The following is a 25,375-nucleotide window of genomic DNA, read 5'->3' on the forward strand; positions in this document are numbered from 1 at the left end:
TTAGCCGCCCCACTCCAGGGTCACCTTCACCGCGGCCTCACCCGTGGCATCCACGAGTAAGGCCGTCATCGCGCCGCTCTTCAGCGCGATCTTGAGCCCGAACTCAAGCGACGCTTTCTTGGGCTTCGCCGACTCCAGGGCCTTGCGGAAGTCGGTGGATAGGTCGGTGACCTGGCGCATGACGTCCTTCAGATCCGGTATCCGGCTCCCCGCGAGCTCCTCACCGCCACCCAGTTCTCCGTCGATATCGACTACCTCGACGAGGAGGGCCGTGCCCTCCGACGTGGTCGCGGCAATGGTCTTCGTGCTGTCCGACATGTGCCACCTCCACTGGGACATGCGCTGTGAGTGGCCTGCTCTTCCACGATAGGACGTACACTCACGGCCTGCCCGCCGACTCCCAGAGCCGGGGCGGAGTCGAGTGGACGCCCGTCACTGACGGTTGCCCAGGATCCTTCGTGCAGCTGCTCGCCTGGGCCGCGCTCGAACCTGTACGCCAAGGTCACCCTGGCGGCGCCGCGCGTCCCGCTCTCGACTTGGCCGCCGAGGCCGAGGGCCCGGCCTGGGCGGCCGGGCCGGGTGTCCCGGTGGCGCGCCGTCGAGCATGGCGCGGCCGCCGCCGCGGTCTGGCTGGTGACCGAGGCCGTACCCGGGAGTGAGCGGGGCCGAGCGTGGCGGGCGAACCTGCGGCCTGCCGTGGCCCCGACGATCGTCTCGGCTCCGAGCGCGTCGATGACGGCCTGCGGCGCCCTGGTCGCGACCCGCGCAGGGCCCAGAGGGTAACCGCACCCCGGTTCGTTCCGACGGCCAGCGTGCTGCCGTCCGATGCGAAGGCCATGGCCCACACCGGCAGGTCGTGGGCCTGTTCGTGACGCGGTACCCAGTCCTCGGCGGAGTGGACGCGCACCCGGGCGTCCTCGCAGCCGGTGGCGAGGAGTGCGCCGTCCGGGCTGAATTCGAGGCAGTTCACCGTTGCGGCGGTCGGGCCGACCGCTCGCCGACTCGGCGCTGCGCCGAGCATTCCGCGCCAGCTGCTGGACGAACTGCAGGAGCGTGTCGACACGATGACTGATGGGGAACTCCACGACGGGGTGAACCGCGTGCTGAGTTGCTTCGTGCAGTGCCAGCCGCACGCCCTCACTCCCGCCCAAGCGGGGCGGAGAACGGTCGGGCGGTTCCTTGGCTTCGTGAATCGGCAAGTTCCTTGGACGCGACGCGGGAGTGTGCACCCGGTGTCTGCCTTAACCGCGTCGGCGTGTGGCGAACCATGAGGCGAGGAAGAAGACGGGCAGGGCGACCCTGTCAGGAGCAGGGTGCCGGTGGCCGCGCTCAACAGGAAGCGGCCCCCAAGGTGGGCCACGCCCTGGTAGTAGCCGAGTGCCACGGTCATCAGCAGCGCGTATCCGCCGACCGCAGCGCCTACCACTTGGCGGACCAGTGCGAGCCAGCCGTGTCTGGCCTCCACAGGGGCGAGCCGTCGCGCCGGCACCCAGGGTCGGTCGGGGCGGCGGCGGAGCATGAGCAGACCCAGGCCGAGGTAGGTCATGACCATGACGTAGACGGTGATCATGAGGGTGATGTTGGGGGAGACCGGCAGCATGGCCTTCCCGGCCGTCTCAGGAGGGGTCCCGGAGTAGGAAGTGCCAGCCGCGTACGAAGGTGTGCCAGCCGAACCACAGCCACAGGCCGAATAGGGCCCAGCGGCCCACGGGGTAGCTCATGACGGCCCTGGTCGCGTCGCTGAGGGTGGGGAAGCCGTCGTCCGGCCGGAGTAGGCCGAGGCCTTCCCATGTGAAGATCGCGCCGAACAGCACGGCCCAGACCAGGTGTCCGATCACCGGATGCTCTGCCACTGCGCTGGCCGTCCTCTCGCGCCGTAACCGGAGTGGTCGGGTCGATCATCGGACAATGGCGGACCGCCTACCTCGCACGCGCACCGCGCGTCGCGCGTCGGTCAGGCCGGGGCTCCGGGCCGCCCTCGATGTACGCGGTAGGGCGGCTGGCGTCCGGAGCCCTCCACACGCAGTGGAGGCTGGGCCCACGTCACCGGAACGGGCCTGTGCCTGACGGTATTCAGGACTGGTGGCGAGCGCCGAGAGGCGGCGAAAGGGCGCGGACGGTGTGTGCGTCATGCGGCCAGGCCGGCGTTGAGGAGTTTGGCGGCTGTGCCGATGGAGCCGGGCATGAGGTGTCGGTAGGTCTTGAAGGTGATGTCGATGTTGTTGTGTCCCATCCATTCGGCGACGTCTGTGATGGGGATGTTGTGTCTGAGGCAGTTGGAGGCGAAGAAGTGGCGGAGGCTGTAGATGACCATGCCTTCGGGTATGGCGAGTGCGCCTCGTCTCTTCAGTCGTTGCCATTGGTTTTGGAAGAGGTAGGGCTGGAAGGGGCGGCCGACATCGTTGGGGTGGCGCAGTAGGTAGCCGTTGGTGGTGCCGTGTTTGTCGGCGTATAGCTCGATGGCGTTCTTGGTTCGCTGGGGGAGTGGGACGTCGCGGTACTCGCCGGGCTTGCGGTGCTTGAGGCGGTCGTATTGTTTGGTGGTTTGGTTGACTTGGTTGCTGACGCGGTAGGCGTCGTCGGCGACGATGTTGTTGATGTTGGCCGCGGCGGCCTCGCCGTTGCGTAGGCCGCAGCCGCTCATGAGTTCCACGATGAGTTGGAACGTGTCGTCCCCGGCGCCGCGGAGGGCCTGGAGCTGTTCGGGGGAGGGGATGATGGCGCGTTTGGGGTTGTACTGGGGTGGGTTGACGCCTTGGAGGGGGTTGTCTTCGTAGAGGCCCAGACGGTGGGCGTCGAGGAGGATCGCCTTCAGCTTGTCGTAGGCGTTGGACTGTGTTGCCAGGCCGACGGCGTTGCGCTCCATTGTCCGGATGAAGTGGTCCACCACTTTGGGGTCGAACGTGAGCATCTTCCGAGTTCCGAGGGCGGGGAAGATGTGGTGCTGGAGGAGCGAGTCGAGGCTGATGACGGTCGCCGGCCCGAGGTGGCGCTGGCCGGCCTTCCATTCCTCGGTGTACTCCCGCAGGCGCATCTGGCCGTACTTCTCGATGCGCTCGCTCTTCGCCTGGCTCGCCTGGCTTGGAGGCACGGCCTTCTTCGCCTTGTAGATACTGGTCAATCGGTCGATGGCCGCGTCCGACGTCAGGAAGCCCGACTCCTCGACCTGATTCCCGCCGGCACCCCTGTAGCGGACCTTGTACAGGTGCGGGCAGTTGGCCCATCGGGACATGGGGTGCCCGCAGTCCTTGAAGAATGAACCCATTCCTCGGGCGAGTCTCTTCGTTGCCATGCGCTTGGCCTCCTCGGATACCGATGCTGACACTTTGCTGACCCCCGCCGACCAGTAGGCCATCTGACCTGCGGAAATGTTCCAATTCATCGTTATCGAGTTCAACCAGATCTACCGCCGGCTGGAGAGCTCCATGACGGAGGCCGCGCAGTTCACCGAACTGCTGCTCACGCCGCCGACCGTACGCGACCCGGCCTCCCCCGAGCCGCTGCGGACCGGGTCCTCCGACGTCCGCTTCGAGCGGGTCACCTTCGCCCACGGCGGCGGCAAGCCGCTCTTCGACGGCCTCGACCTGAACGTGCCCGGCGGGACGAAGATCGGCCTCGTCGGCCGGTCCGGGGGCGGCAAGACCACGCTCACCCGGCTGCTGATGCGGATGACGGACATCGAATCCGGCCGGATCCTGATCGGTGGCCAGGACATCACCCGACTGCGCCAGGCCGACCTGCGCAGCCTGATCGCCTACGTCCCGCAGGACCCGGCGATGTTCCACCGCACCCTGCGGGAGAACATCGCCTTCGCCCGGCCGGACGCCACCGAGGCCGAGATCCGCCGCGCGGCCGAGGCGGCGCACGTCACGGAGTTCACCGACGCGCTGCCCGACGGCTTCGACACGATGGTGGGCGAGCGCGGCGTCAAGCTGTCCGGCGGACAGCGCCAGCGCGTCGCGCTCGCCCGGGCGATCCTGCGCGACGCGCCGATCCTGCTCCTCGACGAGGCCACCAGCGCCCTGGACTCGGAGAGCGAGATCCTCGTCCAGGAGGCGCTGTGGCGGCTCATGGAGGGCCGGACGGCCCTCGTGGTGGCGCACAGGCTGAGTACGGTCGCGAACATGGACCGGCTCGTCGTCCTCGACCGTGGACGCATCGTCGAGCACGGCACGCACCAGGAGCTGCTCACCTCGGAGGGCGCCTACGCGAAGCTGTGGCAGCACCAGTCGGGGGGCTTCCTCGACGACACCTCCGCCGCGCGCTCCGACCTCCACTGACCGCGGGCCCGGCCGGCCGGGCCCGCGCCGCGCGCGACGTCCTCGTCGCGCGGCGGATCACGGGGCGGGCACGAACCCGGCCACCAGCCGCACGAATTCGTCCTCCTTCCCCGAACGATTCCCCTCCGAAGTAGGTTGACCGGATGTCCACGCCACCCCTGATCCTGCTCCTGTCCGGAAGCCTGCGGACCGGTTCCTCCAACGAGTCCGTGCTGCGCACCGCGCAGGCCGTGGCACCCGCGCAGGTGCGCACCGAGCTCTACGAGGGCCTGGCCGCCCTCCCGCACTTCAACCCCGACGACGACACCGACCCGCTGCCGCGCCCGGTGGCAGAGCTGCGCGCGGCGATCGGCGCGGCGGCGGCGGTCCTGATCTGCACCCCGGAGTACGCGGGCACCCTGCCGGGCTCGTTCAAGAACCTGCTCGACTGGACGGTCGGCGGCACCGAGATCTGCGACAAGCCCGTGGCCTGGGTCAACGCGGCCGCCGCCGGCCGGGGCCGGGGCGCGGAGGCCACGCTGCGCACGGTACTGGGCTACACCGGCGCGGACATCGTGGAGCCGGCCTGCGTGAGCATCCCGGTGGACCGGGGCACGGTCGGCTCGGACGGGATCATCACCGACGAGGGGGTGCGCGAGCGGCTCGGCACGGTGCTCGCACGGCTGCTGACGCCCCGCTGAGAGGTCCCACCCGGGTCCCACCCGGGTCGCACCCGGGTCCCACCCGGGTCCACCCGAGAGCGGCACCCACCCTTCGGGGATGGATATGCGTAGCTTGTGCTGATATGAGCATCCCTGCGGAAAGCCGCGGCGTCCCGGGGCGGCGCCGGCTGCTCCGGGTGGTACTGACCGGCACGGTGGCCCTGGGAGCCGGCCTGGTGGCCGGCTCCCCCCGCACTCCCGGGGCTCCCGTCACCGGGGGCCCCGGAAGGGTCCGGCCCGCCGGCCCCGCGTCCGCGCTGCGGGAACTGGAGACGGGCAACGCGCGCTGGCGGACCCTGCACGAGCGGCACCCCGACGAGACGCGGACCGTGCGCCAGACACTGGTCGCCGGCCAGCACCCCTTCGCCGTCGTCCTCGGCTGCGTCGACTCCCGCGTCCCCCCGGAGCTGGTCTTCGACCAGGGTCTCGGCGATCTGCTGACCGTACGGTCGGCGGGCGAGGTCCTGGACGAGGCGGTGCTCGGCAGCATCGCCTACGGAGTCCTCGAACTGGGCATCCCGCTGGTCGTCGTCCTGGGCCACCAGTCGTGCGGGGCGGTCGCCGCGGCCGTCCGGGCCGACGAGGGCGGGGCCCCGCTGCCGGGCCACATGCAGTACCTGGTCGATCAGATCCACCCGGCGATCGACCGCACGCTGCGCGGGGCCGCGCGGATCGACGCGGCGATCACGGCGAACGTACGGCTGGTGCGGGCGCGGCTCGCCGCGGAACCGGAGCTCGCCGCCAAGGTCGCGGCCGGGCACCTGGCCGTCGTCGGAGCCCGGTACGAACTCACCAGCCAGCGGGTACGCCGGATCGGCTGACCCGCCGGGTCCACCGGGTCCACCGGGTCCGGCGGGTCCACCGGGTCCGGCGGGACGGGCCGGTCCGGACCGGCACGAATCCCAGTTCGTCAGCGTCGGGAGGTCCGCACCGCACGTGTGGGTGATTCTTCCCCGCCTGGGCGCCTTTGGGCGCTCAAGGCGCCGGGGGGCCGGGAGAGTTGATACATGATCATCGAACCCGTGCCCGCGCCCGATCCCACGCCCGGCCCTTCCGGCGAGCCCGCCCCGGCGCCTTCCCGCCGCCCCTCCCGCCGTACCGTCATCGGCGGTGCGGCCGCCGTCGCGGGAGTCGGCGCCCTGTCGGTCGCCGCCGCCTCCGCCGGGACCCCGCAGACCCCGTCCGGATCGGCGCGCCCCGACTGGGAGACCTGTCTCACCATCGCCCGGGCCGTCCTCGTACGCGACGAAGACGACGAGCCCCTGGTGCCCCGCTACTCCGACATCCTGCTGAAGAACGGCCTGCCCCGGTCGCGTACCCGCAAGAAGGTACTGATCGTCGGCGCCGGGCCCGCCGGGCTCACCGCCGCCCACCTGCTGCGCGAGGCCGGACACCAGGTCACCGTCATCGAGGCCAACGGCAACCGGGTGGGCGGCCGGATCAAGACCTTCCGTGCCGGCGGCCACGAGAGGTCCGCGGCCCCCTTCGCCGACCCGAAGCAGTACGCCGAGGCCGGCGCGATGCGCATTCCCGACAGCCACCCCCTGGTCACCGGGCTGATCGACAGTCTCGGCCTGAAGCGCCGACGCTTCCACCTGGTCGACGTCGACGGGTCCGGCCGCCCCGCCTACCGTACGTGGATCTTCGTCAACGGCATCCGCGTCCGCCGTGCCGACTACGCGCGCAGCCCGCAGGCCCTCAACAAGTCCTTCGGGGTCCCGGCGGCCTACGAGGCCGTGCCCGCCGCGCAGATCGTCCGCAACGCCTTCGCCCCCGTACGCAAGGAGATCGAGGGCAAGAAGGACAAGCAGCTCGTCGAGGGCTGGGCCCGCGTGATCCAGCGCTACGGCCACATGTCGATGTACCGCTACCTGACCGAGGAGGCGAAGCTCGACGAGCGGACGATCGACCTGATCGGCACCGTCGAGAACCTCACCTCCCGCCTGCACCTCGCCTTCGTGCACAGCTTCATCGGGGCCTCGCTGATCAGCCCGGACACCGCCTTCTTCGAACTGCCCGGCGGCACCGCCACCCTGGCCGACGCCCTCTACGCCCGCGTCGACGACCTCGTCCGGCTCGACCGCCGCGCCACCCGGATCACCCACGGGGAGGGCGGGGTCAGCATCGAGACCGTCTCCGAGGGCCGCGGCGGCAGCCCCGTGCGGCGCGAGACCTTCACCGGCGACACCGCGATCATCACCGTGCCCTTCTCCGGGCTGCGCCACATCCCGGTCGCGCCCGCGCTCTCGTACGGCAAGCGGCGCGCGATCACCGAGCTGCACTACGACGCGGCGACCAAGGTCCTGCTCGAATTCAGCCGCCGCTGGTGGGAGTTCGACGAGGCCGACTGGAAGCGCGAGCTGGAGGCGGTCCAGCCCGGCCTGTACCGCAAGTACCAGCTCGGGCAGACCCCGGCGGACGGCACCCTGCTGGGCGCGCACTCGTCCGTGTCCGACCGCGGCATCTCCAGCGGGCAGCGGGCGCACTACGCGGCCTGCCGAGCGGTCACCCGCGACCAGCCCGAGGCGGCCCACGTCATCGGCGGCGGCTCGGCCACCGACAACCCCAACCGCTTCATGTTCCAGCCCTCCTACCCCGTCGAGGGCAGCGCGGGCGGCGTCGTGCTCGCCTCCTACAGCTGGTCGGACGACGCCCTGAAGTGGGACTCCCTGGACGACGAGGAGCGCTACCCGCGCGCGCTCGCCGGGGTGCAGGAGGTGTTCGGGCAGCGGATCGAGGTGTTCTACACCGGCGTCGGCCGCACCCAGTCCTGGATGCGTGACCCGTACGCCTACGGCGAGGCCTCCGTGCTGCTGCCCGGCCAGCACACCGAACTCTTCCCCCACGTCCGCAAGGCCGAAGGGAACCTGCACTTCGCCGGGTGCCACACCTCCATCAAGCCGGCGTGGATCGAGGGAGCCCTGGAGTCCGCGGTACGCACCGCCCTGGAGGTCCACTCGACCCTCTGACGGCCCCGGCCGGGGGGCCGCCTCAGCTCTCGGCGAGCACGATCAGCCAGTCGTGCTCGCCGAAGCGGACCCGCTGCCCCTTGTCCGGATTGAGCCGCACCCCGTACGCGGGGCCCACGGCGGCCTCGGCGCGCAGCCGGTAGCCGACCGCGCACTCGCGGCGCCGGCGGGCCGACTCGACGAGGGTCGCGAACGCCACCTCGTGACCGGTGCGCACGTAGTCCGCTACCGGCCTCAGGTGGAGCTCGTTCCCCTCCGCCTCGAACAACTCCTCGAAGACGGCGGCGAGATAGGGGCTCTCCGAGATCTGGGTCATGAGGAGGCTGATCAGCCGGCCGCTGACGATGAAGTCGGCACCCGCCCGGGCGGGCGCCAGCAGCCGGTTGCCGTCGTCGGACATCTCCGTGGTGAGCGACAGCTCCCGCCCCGCCGCCTCCCCGATGGCCCGCAGGTGCAGCAGGGTGACCAGCGTCCGGTCGTCCGTCTCCGTCCCGGTCTCCGGAGCGAGGCCGAGGTCGACCGCGCGGGCGGGCGGCAGCGCCGCCGCGTGGGGGACGGGCTCGTGGCCCGTCTCGCCGATGACGATCACACTGTCGTACGAGGGCACGTCCAGCTTGGCCAGCAGCCCGGGATCGGTGATGTCCCCGCTGCGGAAGGTCACTTCGAGGCGGCTGCGCGCCCCCGTGGCGCCGGCGGCGGCGCGCGTCCTCACGTCGTCGGCGAGCGATACGACGTCCAGCGTGGTCCCGGGGCCGACGAACCGGTCGAGCTGCTCCACGAGGAGCGGCGCGCGGCGGTTCCAGCCGAGGAGGAGCAGCCGTTCGGCCTCGGGCGTCCTGGGGCGGGCCGTGACGATCGCGTCCTCGTCGACCCACGAGGACGCGTCCGCCGGCAGGGCCGTGTCGTCGTCCTCGGAGATGAGGACGACCCGGTCGCCCGCGCCGATCGTCGTACCGGGGGCCGGATTGAGCGCGACGCGGCCGTCGGCGTGCAGCAGTCCGACCACCGAGGACGTGGTGAACGCCAGCAGGGCCTCGCCGAAGGTGCGTCCGGCGAGGCCCTGGGCGGCGGCGGTGTAGAACTCGTCGCCCGCGAAGTCGAGGAGTTCCTGGTAGACGAGCGACAGGCCGGGCTCGCGGGCGGTCTGGACGAGGAGCCGGGCGATGATGTCGTCGACGCACAGGACGTGCCCGCCGGGCCCGGCGGCCAGCCGGGCGGTGAGATGGTTGCGGGTGTCGCGCACGGCGGCGACCACCACCGCCCCGCCGGGCTCGGGGACGGCGGCGCCGAGGGCGAGCAGTGTCTTCACCACCTGGGCGTCACCGGTGTCCCCCTCGGGGGGCAGGACGAGCACGGCCTTCGCGGTCCGCGGACTCACCCGGGCCAGCTCAGCGGGGTCGGTGGTGCGGCCGTTGCGGCAGATGATCCGCGTCGTGCCGGTGCCGGTGCCGGTGCCCGCGACGGAGGTGGAGATCTCCTCCTCCATCTCCACCTTGTCCTTCGGCGCGAGGACGGCGATGGCCGACCTGCGCCGGTTGGCGTTCGCGGCCACCAGCTCCCCGACCACCGGAAAGATCTGGTCCGACCAGCCCAGCACCACGGTGTGCCCGGATTCCAGCACGGTGGAGTGGCCGCGGCGCAGCAGCATGATGCGCCGGTTGATGCCGGTGGTGATCAGTCCGACCAGCGTGGACACGAACAGCAGGGCGGTCAGGGCGAGGGCCACGGAGGCCAGTACGTAGATCGGGGACCCGACCGCGCCCCCGATCTTGAGCGTCTGCCCGACACTGACCCAGACGGCGGTGAGCCGGCCGGAGAGGGTCGCCGGGGCGGCCCGGTCGGCCCAGACGAGCACCGTGCTCGCCGGGACCACGACGGCGAGACAGGCCAGGGCGAACCAGCCGATGAGCGCGGTGGTCCCTCCTGCGACCAGATGGTCGAACCGGTACCGAAGACGCAGCCGTAAGGACGTCGTGTGCCGCTGCGCCATGAGAACTCCCTCGCCTTCCGTGCTGCTAACCCGCGGGCGGCCGCCCGGTTACGGGTGAACCGCCCCCGGAGCGCGGCCGGGTCAGGAGTCCAGGGCCGCGATGATCTCGTCCGTGGTGCTGACCTTGCCGATGCGGGGGAAGATCTTGCCGAAGGTGTGGGCGTGCGAGTCGGGGTCGGTGTCGGCGGTGGCGTCCTCCGCGAAGACCAGGTCGTAGCTGAGCTCCCACGCCGTACGGGCGGTGGACTCGACGCCGACGCTGGTGGAGATGCCGGCCAGCACGATGCGGTGGATGCCGCGGCGGCGCAGCTGGAGGTCGAGTTCGGTACCGGTGAAGGCGCCCCAGTGGCGTTTGGTGACGACCACGTCCCCGAGGGCCGCCAGCTCGGCCGGGATCTCGGAGAAGGCTGCGGGCGGGGCGGCGGCCGGGCCGGGGCGGTCCACGTTCGCCGTGGGCAGGTCACCGCCGTCCGGGGACCACGCCACCTTGACGAGCACCACGGGCAGCCGATGGGCGCGGAAGGCCTCGGCGAGCGCGATCCCCTTCCCCAGGATCTCGGGCGTGGGCTTCGCGGCGGGCCGGTCGAGGATGCCCGTCTGGAGGTCGATGAGCACGAGGGCGGTGTCCCCGCCGAGGGTGAGGCGGTGGGGTTCGGCGGTCATGGGTTCTCTCCTCGGGTGGCGGTGGGGGTGGGGGTGGGGGTGGGGGAGTGCGGGCCGGCGGGTCGGCGCCGCACGTAGAATGGGAACGTGAGTACGAATACGGGGGAATCCCGGCCCGCCCCGACGGCCGCGCTGACCGGGTCCGAGCTGCTGCGCTGGTACTGGACGCTGGCCGAACTGAGCGCACTCGCACGGGAGATGGGACTCCCGGCCGGCGGCGGCAAGGCAGCCGTCACCGCGCGGCTCGCCGCCGCCCTCGACGGACTTCCCGCGCCCGCCGCCCCGGCGGCCCCCGCACCCCGCCGCGCCGGACGCCAGCTGGCCGACCCCGTCACCGGCGCGACCGTGATCCCGCCGGGCCAGCGCTGCAGCCAGGTGCTGCGCGCGTACTTCGTCCGCGAGATCGGACCCGGCTTCCACTTCGACGCCTTCATGCGGGACTACGTCGCCGGGCACGCGGGGCACACCCTCGCCGAGGCCGTCGCGCACTGGCACGCGACCCGCGCGCGGGCGGCCGAACCCCAGGAGGTGGGCGCGCAGTTCGAGTTCAACCGGTTCCTGCGCGCCTGGCACGCCCAGCACCCGGACGGGGACCGAGCGCAGGCCCTGGCCGCGTGGCAGGCTCACCGGGCCCGCCCCCGCGACTGAGCCGGGTCGTACCCCGGCACGTCACGCGCGCTCGTAGCGCAGCAGGACGACGCCGTTGCCGAAGGTGTGGGTGTCCGTGTGCCGCAGGGCCACCGGAGCGTAGTCGAGGGTGGGGAAGAGCGGCGTGCCGCGCCCGATCCGCACCGGGTGCACGTAGATCCGGTACGCGTCCACGAGGTCCTGGCGCAGGAAGGAGGCGGCCAGATCCGCCCCGCTCAGCGTCAGGTCGCCGCCCGGGGCCGCCTTGAGCGCGGCGACCTCCTCGGGCACGACGTCCCGCACGACCGTGGTGTTCCACTCGGCCGACCGCAGGGTGCGCGAGTACACGTACTTGGGCATGGACCGCCAGATCTCGGCGAACTCGGCCACCGTGCCGGCGTTCGCGGGATCGGCGTCGGCGGTCGGCCAGTAGTCCGCCATCAGCTCGTGCGTGACGCGTCCGCTGAGGAAACCGCCCATCGGGCGGAGTACGTCGTTCATGTGCCGGTGCAGCTCGTCGTCGACGCGGTGCCAGTCGATCTGCCGGTCCGGCCCCTCGATGTACCCGTCGAGCGACATCCCCGCCATCAGCACGATCTTCCGCATGACAGCCCACGGTACGCCCCGGGAGCGCCCGGCGGCGGGAGCGGCGCGGGCCGCGGTGATACTGGCCGGTGTGAAGACCGAAGACGTGAAGCCGGAAGACGCGGACACCGTGCTGTTCCACACCGACGGCCGGACCGGGGTGGTCACCCTCAACCGCCCCAGGGCCCTCAACGCCCTCACCCACCCCATGGTGATCCGCATCGACGAAACCCTCGCCGCATGGGCGGCCGACGCCGCCGTCCAGCAGGTCCTGATCCGCGGCGCCGGTGAGCGCGGCCTGTGCGCGGGCGGGGACATCCGGGCCATCCACGACGACGCCAAGGCCGGGAACACCGCCTCCGCCGGCTTCTGGCGCGACGAGTACCGGCTCAACGCCCGCATCGCCCGCTACCCCAAGCCGTACGTCGCCCTCATGGACGGCATCACCATGGGCGGCGGCGTCGGCGTCTCCGCCCACGGCTCGGTCCGGATCGTCACCGAACGCTCCCGCGTCGCCATGCCCGAGACCGGCATCGGCTTCGTCCCCGACGTCGGCGGCACCTACCTGCTCGGCCGCGCGCCCGGCCACCTCGGCACCCACCTCGCCCTCACCGGCACCGCGGTCGGCGCCGCCGACGCGCTGCTGTGCGGGCTCGCCGACCACTTCGTACCGGCCGAGCGGCTCCCGGAGCTGACCGCCGCCCTCGCCGGCGCACCCGCCCACGAGGTGCTGCCGCGGTACGCCGCCACCCCCGGGCCCGGTGAACTCGCCGGCCGGCGCGGCTGGATCGACCACTGCTACGCGGCCGACACGGTCGAGGAGATCGTGGAACGGCTGCTCGGCCAGGGGGAGCCCGCCGCCAAGGAGGCCGCCGAGACGATCCTGGCCAAGTCCCCGACCGCCCTCAAGGTCACCCTCGCCGCAATGCGCCGGGCCGCGGACCACGGCCCGCTGGAGCGGGTGCTGGCCCAGGAGTTCCGGGTCTCCTGCAACGGGCTGACCGCGCCCGACCTGGTCGAGGGCATCCGGGCGCAGGTCGTCGACAAGGACCGCGATCCGCGCTGGTCCCCGGCGACCCTGGCCGAGGTGACCGACGCGGACGTGGAGCGCTTCTTCGCCCCGCTCGGGGAGGACCGCGAACTGCGCCTGCCGCCGCCGGAAGACCTCAGCCGCGGCTGAGCCGCGTCTCCAGGCCGTCCAGGACCCGCTGGAGTCCGTAGTCGAAGGTCTCCTCGCGCAGCTTCCGCGGGTCCCGGCCCTCCACCCACTCCTGCTCGCTCCGCCCGCTGCGGGCGAGCCGCGAGAGGTGGGCGGCCTCGCCGGTCGTGGCGCCGACCACGTAGGAGAGGACCGCTTTCATGGCGCGGTCCGCCTCGTCCGCCTCGTCCGCCGGGAAGCCGGCCGTCCGGAAGAGCGCCAGCATCCGCTCCGACATGCGCATCAGGTTCGGGCCGAGGTGCGCCGGCCCCACCTGGCCGAGCACCGGGGCCACCCAGGGGTGGCGCAGGGCCATCGCGCGCAGGCTGTGGCTGCCGCGCGAGACGGCGTCGCGCCACTCGGCCGCGCTCGCCGCGCCGGGTACCTCCAGCTCGCCGTAGACCTCGTCCACGACCAGCGCGATCAGCTCGTCCTTGCCGGTCACGTGCCGGTACAGGGAGGTGGCGGCGGCGCCCATCCCGGTGCCGAGCCTGCGCATGCTCAGCGCGTCGATGCCCTCGGCGTCGAGCAGCCGGACGGCCGCCGCGACGATCTGGGCCCGGCTGAGCGCGGGCTGCTGTTCCTTGCGGCGCGGGCCGGGCCGGACGGAGGCGACGGCAGGCGCGGCCGGTGCGACGGGACGGGTCTGCTGCACTTCTGCTGACATACCGCCAGCCTAACCGACGGTGCGAACACCGTACGCAGCCTGCGTACACCGCATTCGGGGCTGCGCACGGCGTCCGGCGCCGTGCTACGAGCCCACGTACTCCCGCAGGTGACGGGCGGTCAGGGTGTCCGCCCCGGCCACCAGGTCCGCCGGAGTTCCCTCGAAGACGACCTCGCCGCCGGCGTGTCCGCCGCCCGGACCGATGTCGATCAGCCAGTCGGCGTGCGCCATCACCGCCTGGTGGTGCTCGATGACGATCACCGAGTTCCCGTCGTCGACGAGCCGGTCCAGCAGGGCCAGCAGCTGGTCCACATCGGCCATGTGCAGGCCGGTCGTCGGCTCGTCCAGGATGTACGTCGAGGACTTCTCGGCCATGCTGATGGCGAGCTTGAGCCGCTGCCGCTCACCGCCCGACAGGGTGTTGAGCGGCTGCCCGAGCCGCAGGTACGAGAGGCCGACGTCGACCAGCCGGCCGAGGACCGCGCGCGCCTGCCCGGTGGGGAGGAACGCGTGCGCCTCCGCGACCGGCATGTTCAGCACCTCGCTGATGTTCTTGCCGCGCAGCCGGTACGTCAGCACCTCGGGCGTGAACCGCCGGCCCTCGCACTCCTCGCAGACCGAGGCCACCGCAGCCATCATCGCCAGGTCCGTGTAGACCAGCCCGAGGCCGTTGCACTTCGGGCAGGCACCCTCCGAGTTCGCGCTGAACAGCGCCGCCTTGACCCCGTTGGCCTTGGCGAAGGCCGTCCGGATCGGCCCCAGCAGCCCGGTGTAGGTGGCCGGATTGGACCGGCGGGAGCCGCGGATCGGCGACTGGTCGGCCACCACCACCCCGTCCCGCCGGGCCAGGTACCCGTGGATCAGCGAGCTCTTGCCCGACCCGGCGACCCCGGTCACCACCGTCAGCACCCCGAGCGGCACCTCCACGCTGACGTCCTTCAGGTTGTGCAGATCGGCGTCCTTGACCGACAGGTGCCCGCGCGGGGTGCGCACCGGCTCCCGCAGCCGCGCCCGGTGTCCGAGATGGCGCCCGGTGAGGGTGTCGGAGGCGCGCAGCCCGGCCACGTCCCCGGTGTAGCAGAGCCGCCCGCCGGCCGTGCCCGCGCCCGGGCCGAGGTCGACGACGTGGTCGGCGATCGCGATGACCTCGGGCTTGTGCTCCACCACCAGCACGGTGTTGCCCTTGTCGCGCAGCCGCAGCAGGAGGTCGTTCATGCGCCGGATGTCGTGCGGGTGCAGGCCGGTGGTCGGCTCGTCGAAGACGTACGTGACGTCCGTGAGCGAGGAGCCCAGGTGGCGCACCATCTTGACCCGCTGGGCCTCGCCGCCGGACAGGGTGCCGGAGGGGCGGTCCAGGCTGAGGTAGCCGAGGCCGATCTCCACGAGGGAGTCGAGCAGGTCCCGCAGGCTGGCGAGCAGCGGGGCCACGCCCGGGTCGTCGATCCGGCGGACGAAGGAGGCCAGGTCGCTGATCTGCATGGCCGAGCACTCGGCGATGTTCATCCCCTCGACGCGTGAGGACAGCGCCGCAGCGGACAGGCGGGTGCCGCCGCACGCCGGGCAGTCGGTGAAGACCACGGCCCGGTCGACGAAAGCCCTGATGTGGGGCTGCATCGCCTCACGGTCCTTGGACAGGTACGTCCGCTGGATCTTCGTGATCAGACCCTCGTAGGTGAAGTTGGTGGAGCCGGACTTCACCTTCACCGGGCTCATGTGCAGGAAGTCGGCCCACTCCCGCTCCGTGAAGTCCTTGAGCTTCACGTCGGGGGAGTAGAAGCCGGAGTTGGTCATGTTCTGCCAGTACCAGGTGTCCACGGCGAAGCCGGGGACGGTGATCGCGCCCTCGTTGAGGGAGAGCTCGCGGTCCACGAGCTGGTCCACGTCGATGTCGGAGACCTGCCCTATGCCCTCGCAGTGCGGGCACATGCCGTCCGGGGCGTTGAAGCTGAAGGCGGTGGACGCGCCGATGGCCGGGACGCCGAGGCGGGAGAAGACGATCCGCAGCATGGTGGAGGCGTCGGTGGCGGTACCGACCGTGGAGCGGGAGTTCGCGCCCATCCGCTCCTGGTCGACGACGATGGCGGCGCTCAGGTTGTGCAGCCCGTCCACGTCGGGCCGGCCCAGACTCGGCATGAAGGACTGGACGAAGGCCGTGTACGTCTCGTTGATCATCCGCTGCGACTCGGCGGCGATGGTGCCGAAGACGAGGGAGGACTTGCCGGAGCCGGACACACCGGTGAAGACGGTGAGCCGGCGCTTGGGGATGTCGAGGGAGATGTCCGTCAGGTTGTTCTCCCGCGCTCCGCGGACCTGGATGGCCTGATGACTGTCGGCGGCGATCTGCACGGAACTCCTCGCGTGGCGGTGTCTCGAGCTTACTTTATACACTGTACTCTATACGGTGTAGTGAATTACTGGCCGCGCGCTCGGAGGACCGCACATGGTGAAGGACCGCAGTGGGGCGGGCGACCCCGTCCGCACGCTGGAGCTGCTGTGGCGGGAGCGGGGAGAGCAGCCCGCCCGGCCGGGCCGCCGCGGCCCGCGGCAGGGCCTCACCGTCGATGCCGTGGTCCGGGCCGCGACCGAACTCGCCGACGAGGCCGGACTGGCCGCGCTCACCATGCGGGCGCTGGCCCAGCGGCTGGCCGTGACACCGATGACCCTCTACACGTACGTCCCCGGCAAGGCCGAACTCCTCGACCTCATGCTGGACGAGGCGTACGAGCGCATGGAACGCCGGGCGCCCGGCGCGCGGGACCCGTGGCAGGCCAAGGTCACCCGCGTGGCCGAGGACAACCGGGACCTGCTCGTCCACCACCCCTGGATCGCGGACCTGGCGGTCACCCGCCCGCCGCTGGGGCCCGGGGTCATCGGGAAGTACGAGTACGAACTGGCGGCCTTCGAGGGCATCGGCCTCACCGACGTGGAGATGGACGCGGGCCTGGCCCACCTCCTCGGCTTCGTCCACGCGCACGCCCTGGGGGTCGCCGACGACGCGGCGCACAACAGCCGCCAGAGCCAGGATGACTGGTGGGCCGTCAGTGAGCCGCTGCTGAACCGGGCACTGGACCCCGAGCGCTACCCGCTGGCCGGCCGCGTGGGCGCCACGGTCGCCGGATACCACCCGCAGACGCTCTGGACCTTCGGCCTCCGGTGCGTCCTGGACGGCCTGGCCCACCTGATCGGCTCCCGTCCGGCGCGGTAATCCGATGGGCCGCGCGCGGCTGCCGCTCGCCCGGACCGCTCAGCGGTAGCCCGTGGTGTCCGCGGGACGGTCCGGGTCCTGGACCTCGACCATGTAGCGCCAGGCGTCCGGGCGGCTGCCGTCGAGGTCCGTGAAGCCGTACTCCCGGGCGAGCTGTCCGCTGGAGAGGGACCGGCCGTTCCAGCGGGCCACCTCCGGGTCCGCGGCAAGGGCCGCGACCGCCCGGCCCACGTACGACGGGGTCTCGGAGATCCCGAAGTGCGGGACCTTGGTCAGCGCGTCCCGCCAGTTCGCCTCCGTCACCCCGAAGGTGTCGAGCATCATCTCCGAGCGCAGCCAGCCCGGCGTCAGCGCCACCGCCGTCGCCCCCCGCGGCCCCAGCTCGTGCCCCAGCGCGAACGCCATGCGCAGCACCGAGGACTTGGCGATGTCGTAGAAGAAGGACACCCGGTAGCGGCTCGCGTTGTACTCGGCGGTTCCGTCCGTCATCTCCACCACCAGACCGCCCGGCTCGCGCAGCAGCAACGGCACCGCGAAATGGCTGGTGATGGCGTGGGTCTCCACGGCCAGCCGCATCAGCCGCAGCCCCTTGTCCAGGTCGTGCTCCCAGACCGTGCTGTCCCACTCGAAGAGCAGCTCCCCGCCCCAGATGTCGTTGACCAGGACGTCCAGGCGGCCCTGTTCCGCGTCGATCCGACCGACCAGGGCCTCGACCTCCGCCGGCACCAGATGGTCGGCGACCACGGGGACGCCCCGCCCGCCCGCCGCGGTGACCAGCTCGGCCGTCTCCTCGATCGTCTCGGGCCGGTCGTACTCCGACCGTCTGCCCCGGGTGCTGCGCCCGGACACGTACACGGTCGCACCCTGCGCGCCCAACTGGACCGCGATGCCCCGGCCCGCGCCGCGCGTCGCCCCGGCCACGAGGGCCACCCTGCCTTCAAGAGTCCGCTGTGTTCCCGGCATGCCCCGACCCTACGACGGACACCGCCGCCAGTGACAGCAACAGCCCGGCCGCCGCCAGAGCCAGCGCCGGGCCCGGCCCCCACAGGGTCCAGGCCGACCCGAACAGCAGGGAACCCGCGAACCGGGCCAGTGCCTGGGCCGTCTGGAGCACCGCGAGCCCGGTCGTGCGCAGCTCGGCGGGCAGCAGCGGCCCGGCGGCGGCCATCAGCACCCCGTCGGTGGCCGCGTAGAACAGGCCGAGCGGCGCGAGGACACCGGCGACCAGCAGCGCCCCGGCCGGCAGCGGGGCCAGGAGCAGCAGGCAGGCGCCGAGCAGCAGCACGTGCCCGCCGAGGAAGACCCGGCGCCGGCCCAGCCGGTCGGCGAGCCGGCCCACGGGCAGCGCCGCCAGCAGGAAGACGGCCGCCGTGCCGACGGGCAGCAGCGGGAAGTACGCGGCCGACAGGTCGAGCCGGCGCTGGAGCAGCAGGTAGAGGAAGGCGTCGCCGACGGTGAACAGGCCGAGCACGGCGGCGGTCAGGCAGAGCCCCCGCAGGCCGGGCAGGCGCAGCAGGGTGCGTACCGGGGGCTGCGGAGGACGGGCCCGGGCCGGCGCGGGAGTCCGCACCGGGGCCTCCCGGACGAAGAGCGCGAGCAGCACCACGCCCAGGACGGCGACGCAGCAGCTCACGGTGAACACGGCCTCGTACCCGTCCACCGCCACCCACAGCACCCCGAACGCGGCCAGCGGCCCCAGCAGGGCGCCCGCCGTGTCCAGCGCGCGGTGGACCCCGAAGGCGCGGCCCTGCTCCCCGGGCGGAACGGACAGCGAGATCAGCGCATCGCGCGGGGCGGTGCGCAGGCCCTTGCCGGTCCGGTCGGCGGCGAGCACCGCCGCCACCGACCAGGGGGTGGCGACGGCGAGCAGGGCCGCCTTGCAGGCGGCGGAGAGCGCGTAGCCGGTGCCCGCGACGAGCTTGTGGCGCCGGGTGCGGTCGGCGATCCGCCCGCCCGCGAGGCGCAGGACCGCGGTGGCGCCCTGGTGCAGACCGTCCAGGGCGCCGAACGCGAGCGGGGACATGCCGAGCCCGGCCATCAGGTACAACGGCAGGACGGCGGTGACCATTTCCGCGGAGACGTCCGTGACCAGGCTGACCAGCCCGAGCGCGAACACCGTGCCGGGGACGGACCGCAGGGGGCCCTTCGGGGCCGGGGTGTCCCCGGCGATGTCCGAGGCCCGGCTGGTCGACAGGTACACGGATGCCTCCAGGGCGGGCCCGGTCTAGAACCAGTTGACGGTGAGCGGGAACGCGGCGGTGACGGTGGCGCCCGTGGAGTCGGTGGCGGTCGCGGTGATCTGGACCGTGCCGCTGCCCCACGGCTTGCCGCTGATCCGGCCCGAGCCGGGGTCGACGGTCAGGCCCCAGGGCAGGCCGGTGGCCGCGTACCGGACCGGGGGTCTGCCGCCGGTGGCGCTGAGCTGGATGGTGCAGGACTGGTTGAACTTGCAGGTCTGGGGGCCGGGGCTGGCCAGTTGCAGGCCGCCCGAGGTGGGAGTGGGCGTCGGGGTCGGCGTGGGAGTCGGAGTCGGAGTCGGAGTGGGGGTGGGTGTCGGGTCCGTGGAGGTGTCGAACACCTCGGTGATCGGCTGGACATTGGCCGCGTTGCCCGCGTGCGTTGCCGTGCCGAAGAGGTCCTCGAAGGTCCGCAGCAGGTGGTGGTGGTTGAAGGCCGTGGCGTACTTGCCCGTCTTGACCTTCGCGCCGTGGAAGACGGTGGCGATCTGGTTCGAGCCGAGATAGTTGTCCTCGTCCCAGGTCAGGACCAGGAGGCTGTTGTTGGCCTTCGCCCACTGGGCGTAGGCGTCGATGTTGTTCCTGGTCCAGGTGTCTCCCGTGCCGACCGAGCACGAGTGCATGTCGTTGCACTGGTTGGGGACCACGAAGGACAGGCTCGGCAGCGCCGCGAAGTTGTTCTGGGGGAACTGCGCCCAGGTCTTGCCCGTGTTCAGCGGCACGTTCTTGAAGGCGAACCACGGGTTGTGCTTCTGCGCGTACTGGCCGTTCGTGCAGGCCGTGGAACCCTCGCTCGGCAGGTCCTCGTTGTACGTCGCGAAGGTCCTGCCGGCCGCGATCAGCTCCTGGCCGAGGTTCGCCGCCGTCATCGACTGCGGGGTGTAGCAGCCGTCGCCCGTGATGCCCTGCGTGGCGCCGGAGAAGAGGTTGAAGTAGTTCGGCTGGCTGGGGTGGGTCAGCGCCTTCATACCGGTCAGGCTCGCGCCGCCGTTCGCCAGCTGGTTGATGTACGGGGCGTTCGCGCTGCCGATGATCTCCCCGTACTGCTTGTTCTCGTACACGACGACCACCACGTGGTCGTACGCCGGCAGCGCGGCGGCCGCGGCCGCGGCCGCCGCGGAGACGGAGGCGGAGGCGGGTACGGCCGCCTCGGAGTTGGCGACGGTGAACGCGCCCAGCAGGCCGAGCGCGCCGATCCCGGCCACGAGCGCCGGCCATCGGGCCCCGCGTCTCGCGCGCGCCGTCGGTGAGGGTCGAAGGGTGGGCATGGGTGTTCTCCTCCTCGGTGTCGCCCGGGTCCGGCCCCGGGTCGTGGTCGCTCCGGTCATTCCTCGCGCCGGGCCGCACCGGCCACGGCGATGTTCAGGAACCGCGGTACGGGCCGCCCCCGGTCGCGGAAGTCCTCCGCCACCGAGGCCCGCACCGCCGCCAGACGCGCCCGGGGCAGCAGCACCAGCACGCTGCGCCCCGGCTCCCGCCCCTGCCCGGGCGGCCAGGCGCTCAGCGCCCCGGCCCGGCGGGCGCAGGCCACGGCCCGCGCCAGCTCCCGCGGCCGGTCCGCGGCTTCCCCGCGGACGGCGACCAGCACCAGCCGCGCCCCCGACGCCGCCGGGTCGAAGGCGACGTAGCGCCGGCACCGCCGGGGCTCCGCGCTCAGCAGCAGGGCCCTGCCGGACCGGGCGAAGAGCACCGCCCGGCGCAGTCCGTCGTCCCCGTCCGGGAGCGCCCCGGCCAGCAGCCGGGCCAGCTGCTCACGGTCCGGTCCCTCACCCGCCCCCGTGTGTACGTCGGCCACCGCCAGCGCCACCGCGCAGTCCGCGGGCTCCGCCGTGGCCAGCCCGGCGGCGCCCGTGAGCGAGCCCTGGACGTGCAGGTCGGTCCCGCCGGTGCCGCACCCGGCCCGGGCCAGCGCCCGCAGCACGGCGTACGGCCGGGCCGCCCAGGCGGGGGCGGCGGGCGGCGGCCCGGACAGGGTCAGCGGCAGATCGCAGCTGTCCGCGGGATGACCGAGGGAGCTGAGCCGCACCAGGCCGTCGGTGCGCGGGGCGGCCGCCGCGGCCGTGGGCCAGCCGGCCGCCGCGACCAGCCCGGGGGAGCCCAGGTGGAAGGCGTACGGGGCGCTCCACACAGCGGCCGGGGGCCGGCCGTGCGCGGCCTCCAGGGCGTAGGCGACGAGCCGGAACAGCGGATCGGCCGTCGCCCGCCGGGCCAGGTCGCCTCCGGCGCGGTCAGCGGTCACGGTGGCGCCGGCCGAGGCGGTGGGCCGCTGGGGCGGTACAGCGGCGGCGGATGCTCCTGCCGTGTCCCGGCGGGCTGCCGCGGAAGGGGGCCGCTTCCCCGCGGGCGGTCCGACGTGGCCGGCCGCGCCCGTCACGGCGTGTCCTTGCGGGCCAGGATCCGGTAGGCGTTCCCGCCGTCCGTGCGCCGGGCCGCCACCGTGCGCAGCGCGTCGAGCACCGCCGCGGCGGCGAAGCACGGCAGCGCCGCCCCCCGTACGGCGTGGGCGAGGAGCCGGGCGCGCGGGGTGGGCCCCGGGCCCCACGGCCGGTCCGGATCCGGGGCCAGCCGCGTTGCCGCGAGGGCCACCGCGCCGAAGAAGTCATTGCCCTGGTGGGCCGGTCCGTGCTCCTCGGCGACGACGGTGAACCCCCGGTCGGCCAGCGCCTCGCGCAGATTGGCGGCGGGCATCAGGTGCTGGTGCTGGGGCTGGAACCAGGGCAGCCAGAGGGGGCCGAGGAGCCGGGCCATCCGTGACTGCGGATCGGGCAGCTCGATGGCCAGGAACCCGCCCGGGGCGAGCACGGTGGCCGCCGCGTCCAGCTCGGCGAGCGGCTCCCGGGTGTGCTCCAGGTAGTGGTACATGCTGACCACCTCGTACTGTCCCGCCAGCTTCGAGGCGAACTCCGGGAACTGGCCCAGGTATCCGGTCTCCACCCAGCCGCGGCGCTCCGCTTCGCGCACCCCGTCACCCATGTCGAGCCCGTCGAACCGGGTCCGCGGCCAGACGTCCCGCGCCGCGTTGCAGAAGTGGCCGTGCCCGGTGCCGACATCGAGCCAGGACGCCGGGTCGGCGTGCGGGAGGAGCATCTCGGCGCGCCCCCGGTAGGCGGCGCCCAGCCTGCCGAAGACCGTGCCCGCGCCCTCGCCGCCGCGCCCGTCGTAGAAGTCCCGGTAGTAGAACTCCAGCCCCTCCGAGGTCAGCCGGGGGTTCTGGAAGACGTGCCGGCACTCCCCGCACCCCTCCAGCGTGAAACGGCCCGGCTTGCCCTGGAGCAGGTCGGGCACCCGGACCCGGACGGTGAGCCGGCCGGAGCCGCACCACGGGCAGGCCGTGCGGCGCGGTTCGAGGAACCGCCCGGCCCCCGCCGCCAGGTCCTTCCGGTACGCGGCGGCCCGCGCGGCCTCCGCCGCGCCGTCCGGCGGGGTGTCCCGGCCGGCTGCCGCCGCCGTACGCAGGCCCGCGCCGAGGGAGCGCACCGGCCGGGCCGCCGTGGCCCGGCCCAGACCGGCGGGGCGCAGCGGGGAGCCGGGCCCGCCGAAGACCAGGTACGGCTGGAGCCAGTACAGCCCGGCCGCGGCCGCGCCCCACCGGCCCTGGCGTGCGGCGACCCCCGCGAGCAGCGCCAGCCCGCCGAGCTGTGCGGCGGCCAGCGCCCCCGGCGGCAGCCCCTGGGCCCGCAGCTCGGCGGCCCGCCCCGGCCCCCCGGGCTCCCCGGCCCCACCGCAGCGCAGTCCGGGGGCGACGGCCAGCCCGGTGGCGTCGGCGGCGTACTCCTTCAACCGGCAGGTCAGCGCGAGCAGTTCCGCCGGATCCCGGCGCGGCCCGCCCGGTTCCACCCCGGCCCGGGCCAGTACCTCCTCGGTGACGAGCACGGCGAACCCGGCCCCGCGGCCCTCGCCGAGCCGGTCCTGCCGGTACCGGGCCGGGTCGACCAGGCGCAGCAGCCCCAGCGCCCGCTCGGCGGCCAGGTCCACGGGCAGCAGGTCCAGGACCCGCAGGCCCTCCCCTTCGGCGTACGCGCAGGCGGCGAGGAAGGTGGCCGGATCCGGCTCGACCCCCCGGGCGGTGAGCAGCCGCCATCCGGCGGCGCGCGGCACCCCGGCCGCCGCGGGCGGGGTCACCGGCAGCACCGGGATCGCCCGCAGCCGGCGCCTGGCGCGTACGGTGCCCGCGCCGAGGGCGGCCAGCAACAGGGCGGAGGTCCACGGGACCCGGGAGAGCGGGGGTGGCGTCATGGCAGTTTCTCCAACCGGTCGGCCGCGGCGGCGGCCCCGCCCGCCGCGGCGAATGAGGCCTGGATCCGCCGGGCGGCCCGGCGGGGGCCGGGGTCGTCCAGCACGGCGGTGAGCGCGTCGCGCAGTTCCTCGGCCCGGGTCCGGCCGAACCGGACCCGGACGCCGGCCCCGGCCAGGGCCACCTGCCGGGCCACGATCGGCTGGTCGTCCCGGATCGGGGCGACGACCAGCGGCAGCCCGTGCGCGAGGGCCTCGCAGACGGTGTTGTGGCCCGCGTGGCAGACCACCGCGTCCAGGTGCGGCAGCAGCTCCAGCTGCGGGACGCTCTCCTGGAGCAGGAGGTGGTCCGGTGCCGCCCCGATCAGGGCGGCGGGTGCCGCCAGGACGAACTGGATCTCCCCGGCGAGCCGTTCGGCGGCGCCCAGCACCGCGCCGTAGAACCGGGCCCCGGCCGCCTGGTTGAGGGTGCCCAGGGACACCAGCACCCGCCGTCGCGCCGGGTCCAGCCGCTGCCAGGGGAATCCGGGCGCCGGCGGACGGGCCCCGAAGGCCGGCCCCACGAAGGCGTAGTGGGGTGGGAAGTCCTGCCCCGCGCCCACGAGTTCGGGAGTGGAGAAGACCAGCACCAGCCGCTCGGAGAACCGCGGGTCCCAGCCCGCGCGGCTCCCCGGATCCCGTGCCGCTCCGAACTCCGCGAGCAGGCCCGAGATCTGCCCGGAAACCCACTCCCCGACTTTCGGGAAGTCCGCGAAGGGCCGGGTCAGCTCGGCCGAGGTACTGGCCGACGTCACCCACGGGACCCCGAGCCGCCGGGCCACCAGCGGCCCGGCCAGGGCCTGCTGGTCGGCGACCAGTACATCCGGCCCGAAGGCGCGCACGGCCCGGGCCACCCCCGGCACCATCGCCCGGGCCAGCGGCACCAGCGCCTCCTCCCACAGGAACCGCAGTGCACCGACCCCGCGCAGATCGCGCCAGCTCTCGTGCAGCGCCGCGTAGCCGCCGGCGCCCGGTTCCTCCCCGGCGGGCAGGATCCGGGCCTGCGCGGGCAGCAGCCGGGCCAGCGCCGAGGCCGGTCCCGTCCAGGCGATCTCGTGCCCCCGGGCGGCCAGTTCGGCCCCGACGGCCACGGTCGGGTTGACGTGCCCCGCCAGCGGCGGCACCGTGAACAGCACTCTCACCGGACCAGCGCTCCCACCCGCGGCCCTGCCGCCGCCCTCACCGCTCCGGCCGTCGCGTCGAGATGGGCGAGCACGGTCTCCCGCAGGACCCCGCTGCTTTCCTTCAGGACGTCGTGCCCCAGGTCCGGCAGGATCCGCAGCGCGCCCTGCGGGGCGTGGTGCACGAGCTCCCGCCCGCCCGCGAGCAGTTCGGAGTGTTCGCCGCAGACGACCAGGACCGGGCAGCGCAGCCGGGCGTGGTCCGCCGGGGTGAAGACGCGGCTCGCCGCGATGTCGTCGATGAGCGTGGTGCGGTTGAGGAGGGCGTCGGCGATGGCCGTCAGGTTGGCGGCCTTGCGCAGCCGCAGGGTGAGCAGCTCGGTGGGGACCGTGCTGTCCTCCAGGCTCAGCGCGGCGGCCGACAGGGTGTCCACCATGTTCTCCACCCAGGCGCCGCCGAGCGGCGGTTCGAGGAGGGTGAGCCCGGTGACCAGGTCCGGCCGGGCCAGGGCGGCGTGCAGGGCGAGGGTCCCGCCGTAGCTGTTGCCGACCAGGTGGACCGGGCGCTGCCCGAGGTCCAGCGCGCCGAGCAGGGCGAAGAGGTCCCGTACGGCGGTGCGGCTGTCGTAGCCGGACCCCGGACGCTCGGTGCGGCCGTGGCCGCGCAGGTCGTAGAGGACGGCCTCGTGCCCGGTCCGGGCCACGGGCAGGGCCAGGGGGCAGTAGAAGGAGGACAGGTTGTCGACGACCAGCCCGTGCAGGAACACCACGACGGGCCGGTCGGGGGCGGCGGCGCCGGCGGTGGCCGGGAGCCGCTGGACGTGGAAGCGCAGGGAGCCCGCGCGGACGAAGGCCATGGC

Annotated in this window: 22 protein-coding genes and 1 pseudogene; 7 read left to right on the plus strand and 16 right to left on the minus strand. The window is 73.3% G+C overall.

The features are described 5' to 3' along the window. From ACFY04_RS15965 to ACFY04_RS15980, 4 genes are all read right to left on the minus strand, one after another. Positions 1 to 318 (minus strand): CU044_2847 family protein, encoded by a 318-nt coding sequence (locus ACFY04_RS15965; RefSeq protein ID WP_389117066.1) that lies wholly within the window; start codon positions 316 to 318, stop codon positions 1 to 3. 184 nt (positions 319 to 502) lie between these two features. Continuing rightward, positions 503 to 1,600 carry a DUF6256 family protein gene (locus ACFY04_RS15970; RefSeq protein ID WP_389117067.1) on the minus strand — a complete coding sequence of 366 codons (1,098 nt, stop codon included), beginning with the start codon at positions 1,598 to 1,600 and terminating at the stop codon, positions 503 to 505. 16 nt (positions 1,601 to 1,616) lie between these two features. Then, positions 1,617 to 1,853, minus strand: a complete 237-nt coding sequence (locus ACFY04_RS15975) for a DUF6186 family protein (RefSeq protein WP_389117069.1) — start codon at positions 1,851 to 1,853, stop codon at positions 1,617 to 1,619. A gap of 275 nt (positions 1,854 to 2,128) precedes the next feature. Next, positions 2,129 to 3,292, minus strand: a complete 1,164-nt coding sequence (locus ACFY04_RS15980; RefSeq protein WP_389117070.1) for a tyrosine-type recombinase/integrase — start codon at positions 3,290 to 3,292, stop codon at positions 2,129 to 2,131. Between the two features lie 88 nt (positions 3,293 to 3,380). On the opposite strand from ACFY04_RS15980, the pseudogene ACFY04_RS15985 reads away from it, so the two are divergent. The 4 genes and pseudogenes from ACFY04_RS15985 to ACFY04_RS16000 all read left to right on the plus strand — a co-directional run. Further along, positions 3,381 to 4,280, plus strand: a pseudogene (locus tag ACFY04_RS15985) (ABC transporter ATP-binding protein); the annotation flags it as partial. 143 nt (positions 4,281 to 4,423) lie between these two features. Next, on the plus strand, positions 4,424 to 4,960 hold the full coding sequence (locus ACFY04_RS15990) for an NADPH-dependent FMN reductase (RefSeq protein ID WP_389117071.1): 537 nt from the start codon (positions 4,424 to 4,426) through the stop codon (positions 4,958 to 4,960). A gap of 104 nt (positions 4,961 to 5,064) precedes the next feature. Beyond that, positions 5,065 to 5,802 (plus strand): carbonic anhydrase, encoded by a 738-nt coding sequence (locus ACFY04_RS15995; RefSeq protein WP_389117073.1) that lies wholly within the window; start codon positions 5,065 to 5,067, stop codon positions 5,800 to 5,802. A gap of 186 nt (positions 5,803 to 5,988) precedes the next feature. After that, positions 5,989 to 7,950 carry a flavin monoamine oxidase family protein gene (locus ACFY04_RS16000; protein ID WP_389117074.1) on the plus strand — a complete coding sequence of 654 codons (1,962 nt, stop codon included), beginning with the start codon at positions 5,989 to 5,991 and terminating at the stop codon, positions 7,948 to 7,950. 22 nt (positions 7,951 to 7,972) lie between these two features. Here ACFY04_RS16000 and ACFY04_RS16005 read toward each other — a convergent pair whose 3' ends face one another. Next, positions 7,973 to 9,940 carry an NAD-binding lipoprotein gene (locus tag ACFY04_RS16005; RefSeq protein WP_389117076.1) on the minus strand — a complete coding sequence of 656 codons (1,968 nt, stop codon included), beginning with the start codon at positions 9,938 to 9,940 and terminating at the stop codon, positions 7,973 to 7,975. 81 nt (positions 9,941 to 10,021) lie between these two features. Continuing rightward, positions 10,022 to 10,603 (minus strand): hydrolase, encoded by a 582-nt coding sequence (locus ACFY04_RS16010; protein ID WP_301364728.1) that lies wholly within the window; start codon positions 10,601 to 10,603, stop codon positions 10,022 to 10,024. Positions 10,604 to 10,690: 87 nt separating this feature from the next. Here ACFY04_RS16010 and ACFY04_RS16015 point away from each other — a divergent pair, with 87 nt between their 5' ends. Then, positions 10,691 to 11,251 (plus strand): DUF6434 domain-containing protein, encoded by a 561-nt coding sequence (locus tag ACFY04_RS16015; protein ID WP_389117078.1) that lies wholly within the window; start codon positions 10,691 to 10,693, stop codon positions 11,249 to 11,251. A gap of 21 nt (positions 11,252 to 11,272) precedes the next feature. On the opposite strand, the gene ACFY04_RS16020 is transcribed toward ACFY04_RS16015, so the two are convergent. Then, positions 11,273 to 11,836 (minus strand): dihydrofolate reductase family protein, encoded by a 564-nt coding sequence (locus ACFY04_RS16020; RefSeq protein WP_389117079.1) that lies wholly within the window; start codon positions 11,834 to 11,836, stop codon positions 11,273 to 11,275. Here ACFY04_RS16020 and ACFY04_RS16025 point away from each other — a divergent pair. Beyond that, positions 11,835 to 12,995: an enoyl-CoA hydratase/isomerase family protein gene (locus ACFY04_RS16025; protein ID WP_389117081.1), complete on the plus strand. Its 1,161-nt coding sequence runs from the start codon at positions 11,835 to 11,837 to the stop codon at positions 12,993 to 12,995. The two genes, ACFY04_RS16020 and ACFY04_RS16025, sit on opposite strands and share 2 nt — an antisense overlap. Here the strand turns inward: ACFY04_RS16025 and ACFY04_RS16030 are convergent. Together ACFY04_RS16030 and ACFY04_RS16035 are read right to left on the minus strand one after the other, a co-directional pair. Next, positions 12,982 to 13,680, minus strand: a complete 699-nt coding sequence (locus ACFY04_RS16030; RefSeq protein WP_389117082.1) for a TetR/AcrR family transcriptional regulator — start codon at positions 13,678 to 13,680, stop codon at positions 12,982 to 12,984. The two genes, ACFY04_RS16025 and ACFY04_RS16030, sit on opposite strands and share 14 nt — an antisense overlap. Before the next feature lie 84 nt (positions 13,681 to 13,764). Next, positions 13,765 to 16,026, minus strand: a complete 2,262-nt coding sequence (locus ACFY04_RS16035; RefSeq protein ID WP_389117084.1) for an ATP-binding cassette domain-containing protein — start codon at positions 16,024 to 16,026, stop codon at positions 13,765 to 13,767. A gap of 94 nt (positions 16,027 to 16,120) precedes the next feature. Between ACFY04_RS16035 and ACFY04_RS16040 the strand changes: the two genes are divergently transcribed. Further along, the gene (locus ACFY04_RS16040) at positions 16,121 to 16,885 is read left to right on the plus strand and encodes a TetR/AcrR family transcriptional regulator (protein ID WP_389117085.1); all 765 of its coding nucleotides are present in this window, start codon (positions 16,121 to 16,123) and stop codon (positions 16,883 to 16,885) included. Positions 16,886 to 16,924: 39 nt separating this feature from the next. Here the strand turns inward: ACFY04_RS16040 and ACFY04_RS16045 are convergent, their stop codons facing one another. The 7 genes from ACFY04_RS16045 to ACFY04_RS16075 form a co-directional block, all read right to left on the minus strand. Continuing rightward, entirely contained in the window at positions 16,925 to 17,848 is a 924-nt protein-coding gene (locus tag ACFY04_RS16045; protein WP_389117087.1) for an SDR family oxidoreductase, read from the minus strand. Beyond that, on the minus strand, positions 17,823 to 19,085 hold the full coding sequence (locus tag ACFY04_RS16050) for an MFS transporter (protein ID WP_389117090.1): 1,263 nt from the start codon (positions 19,083 to 19,085) through the stop codon (positions 17,823 to 17,825). The genes ACFY04_RS16045 and ACFY04_RS16050 overlap by 26 nt, the downstream gene beginning before the upstream one ends. Before the next feature lie 24 nt (positions 19,086 to 19,109). Next, positions 19,110 to 20,390 carry an alkaline phosphatase family protein gene (locus tag ACFY04_RS16055; RefSeq protein WP_389117092.1) on the minus strand — a complete coding sequence of 427 codons (1,281 nt, stop codon included), beginning with the start codon at positions 20,388 to 20,390 and terminating at the stop codon, positions 19,110 to 19,112. Between the two features lie 56 nt (positions 20,391 to 20,446). Next, positions 20,447 to 21,361: a galactokinase gene (locus tag ACFY04_RS16060; protein ID WP_389117093.1), complete on the minus strand. Its 915-nt coding sequence runs from the start codon at positions 21,359 to 21,361 to the stop codon at positions 20,447 to 20,449. Between the two features lie 131 nt (positions 21,362 to 21,492). Then, positions 21,493 to 23,358, minus strand: a complete 1,866-nt coding sequence (locus tag ACFY04_RS16065; RefSeq protein ID WP_389117094.1) for a methyltransferase domain-containing protein — start codon at positions 23,356 to 23,358, stop codon at positions 21,493 to 21,495. After that, complete coding sequence (locus ACFY04_RS16070) at positions 23,355 to 24,530, minus strand: glycosyltransferase (RefSeq protein WP_389117370.1); 1,176 nt, start codon at positions 24,528 to 24,530, stop codon at positions 23,355 to 23,357. The genes ACFY04_RS16065 and ACFY04_RS16070 overlap by 4 nt, the downstream gene beginning before the upstream one ends. A 2-nt stretch (positions 24,531 to 24,532) precedes the next feature. Beyond that, entirely contained in the window at positions 24,533 to 25,372 is an 840-nt protein-coding gene (locus ACFY04_RS16075) for an alpha/beta fold hydrolase (protein ID WP_389117096.1), read from the minus strand. Positions 25,373 to 25,375 lie beyond the last annotated feature (3 nt).

Origin of the sequence: Streptomyces sp. NPDC001549 (assembly GCF_042894025.1) — a bacterium.
Taxonomy (GTDB): Bacteria; Actinomycetota; Actinomycetes; order Streptomycetales; family Streptomycetaceae; genus Streptomyces; species Streptomyces kutzneri.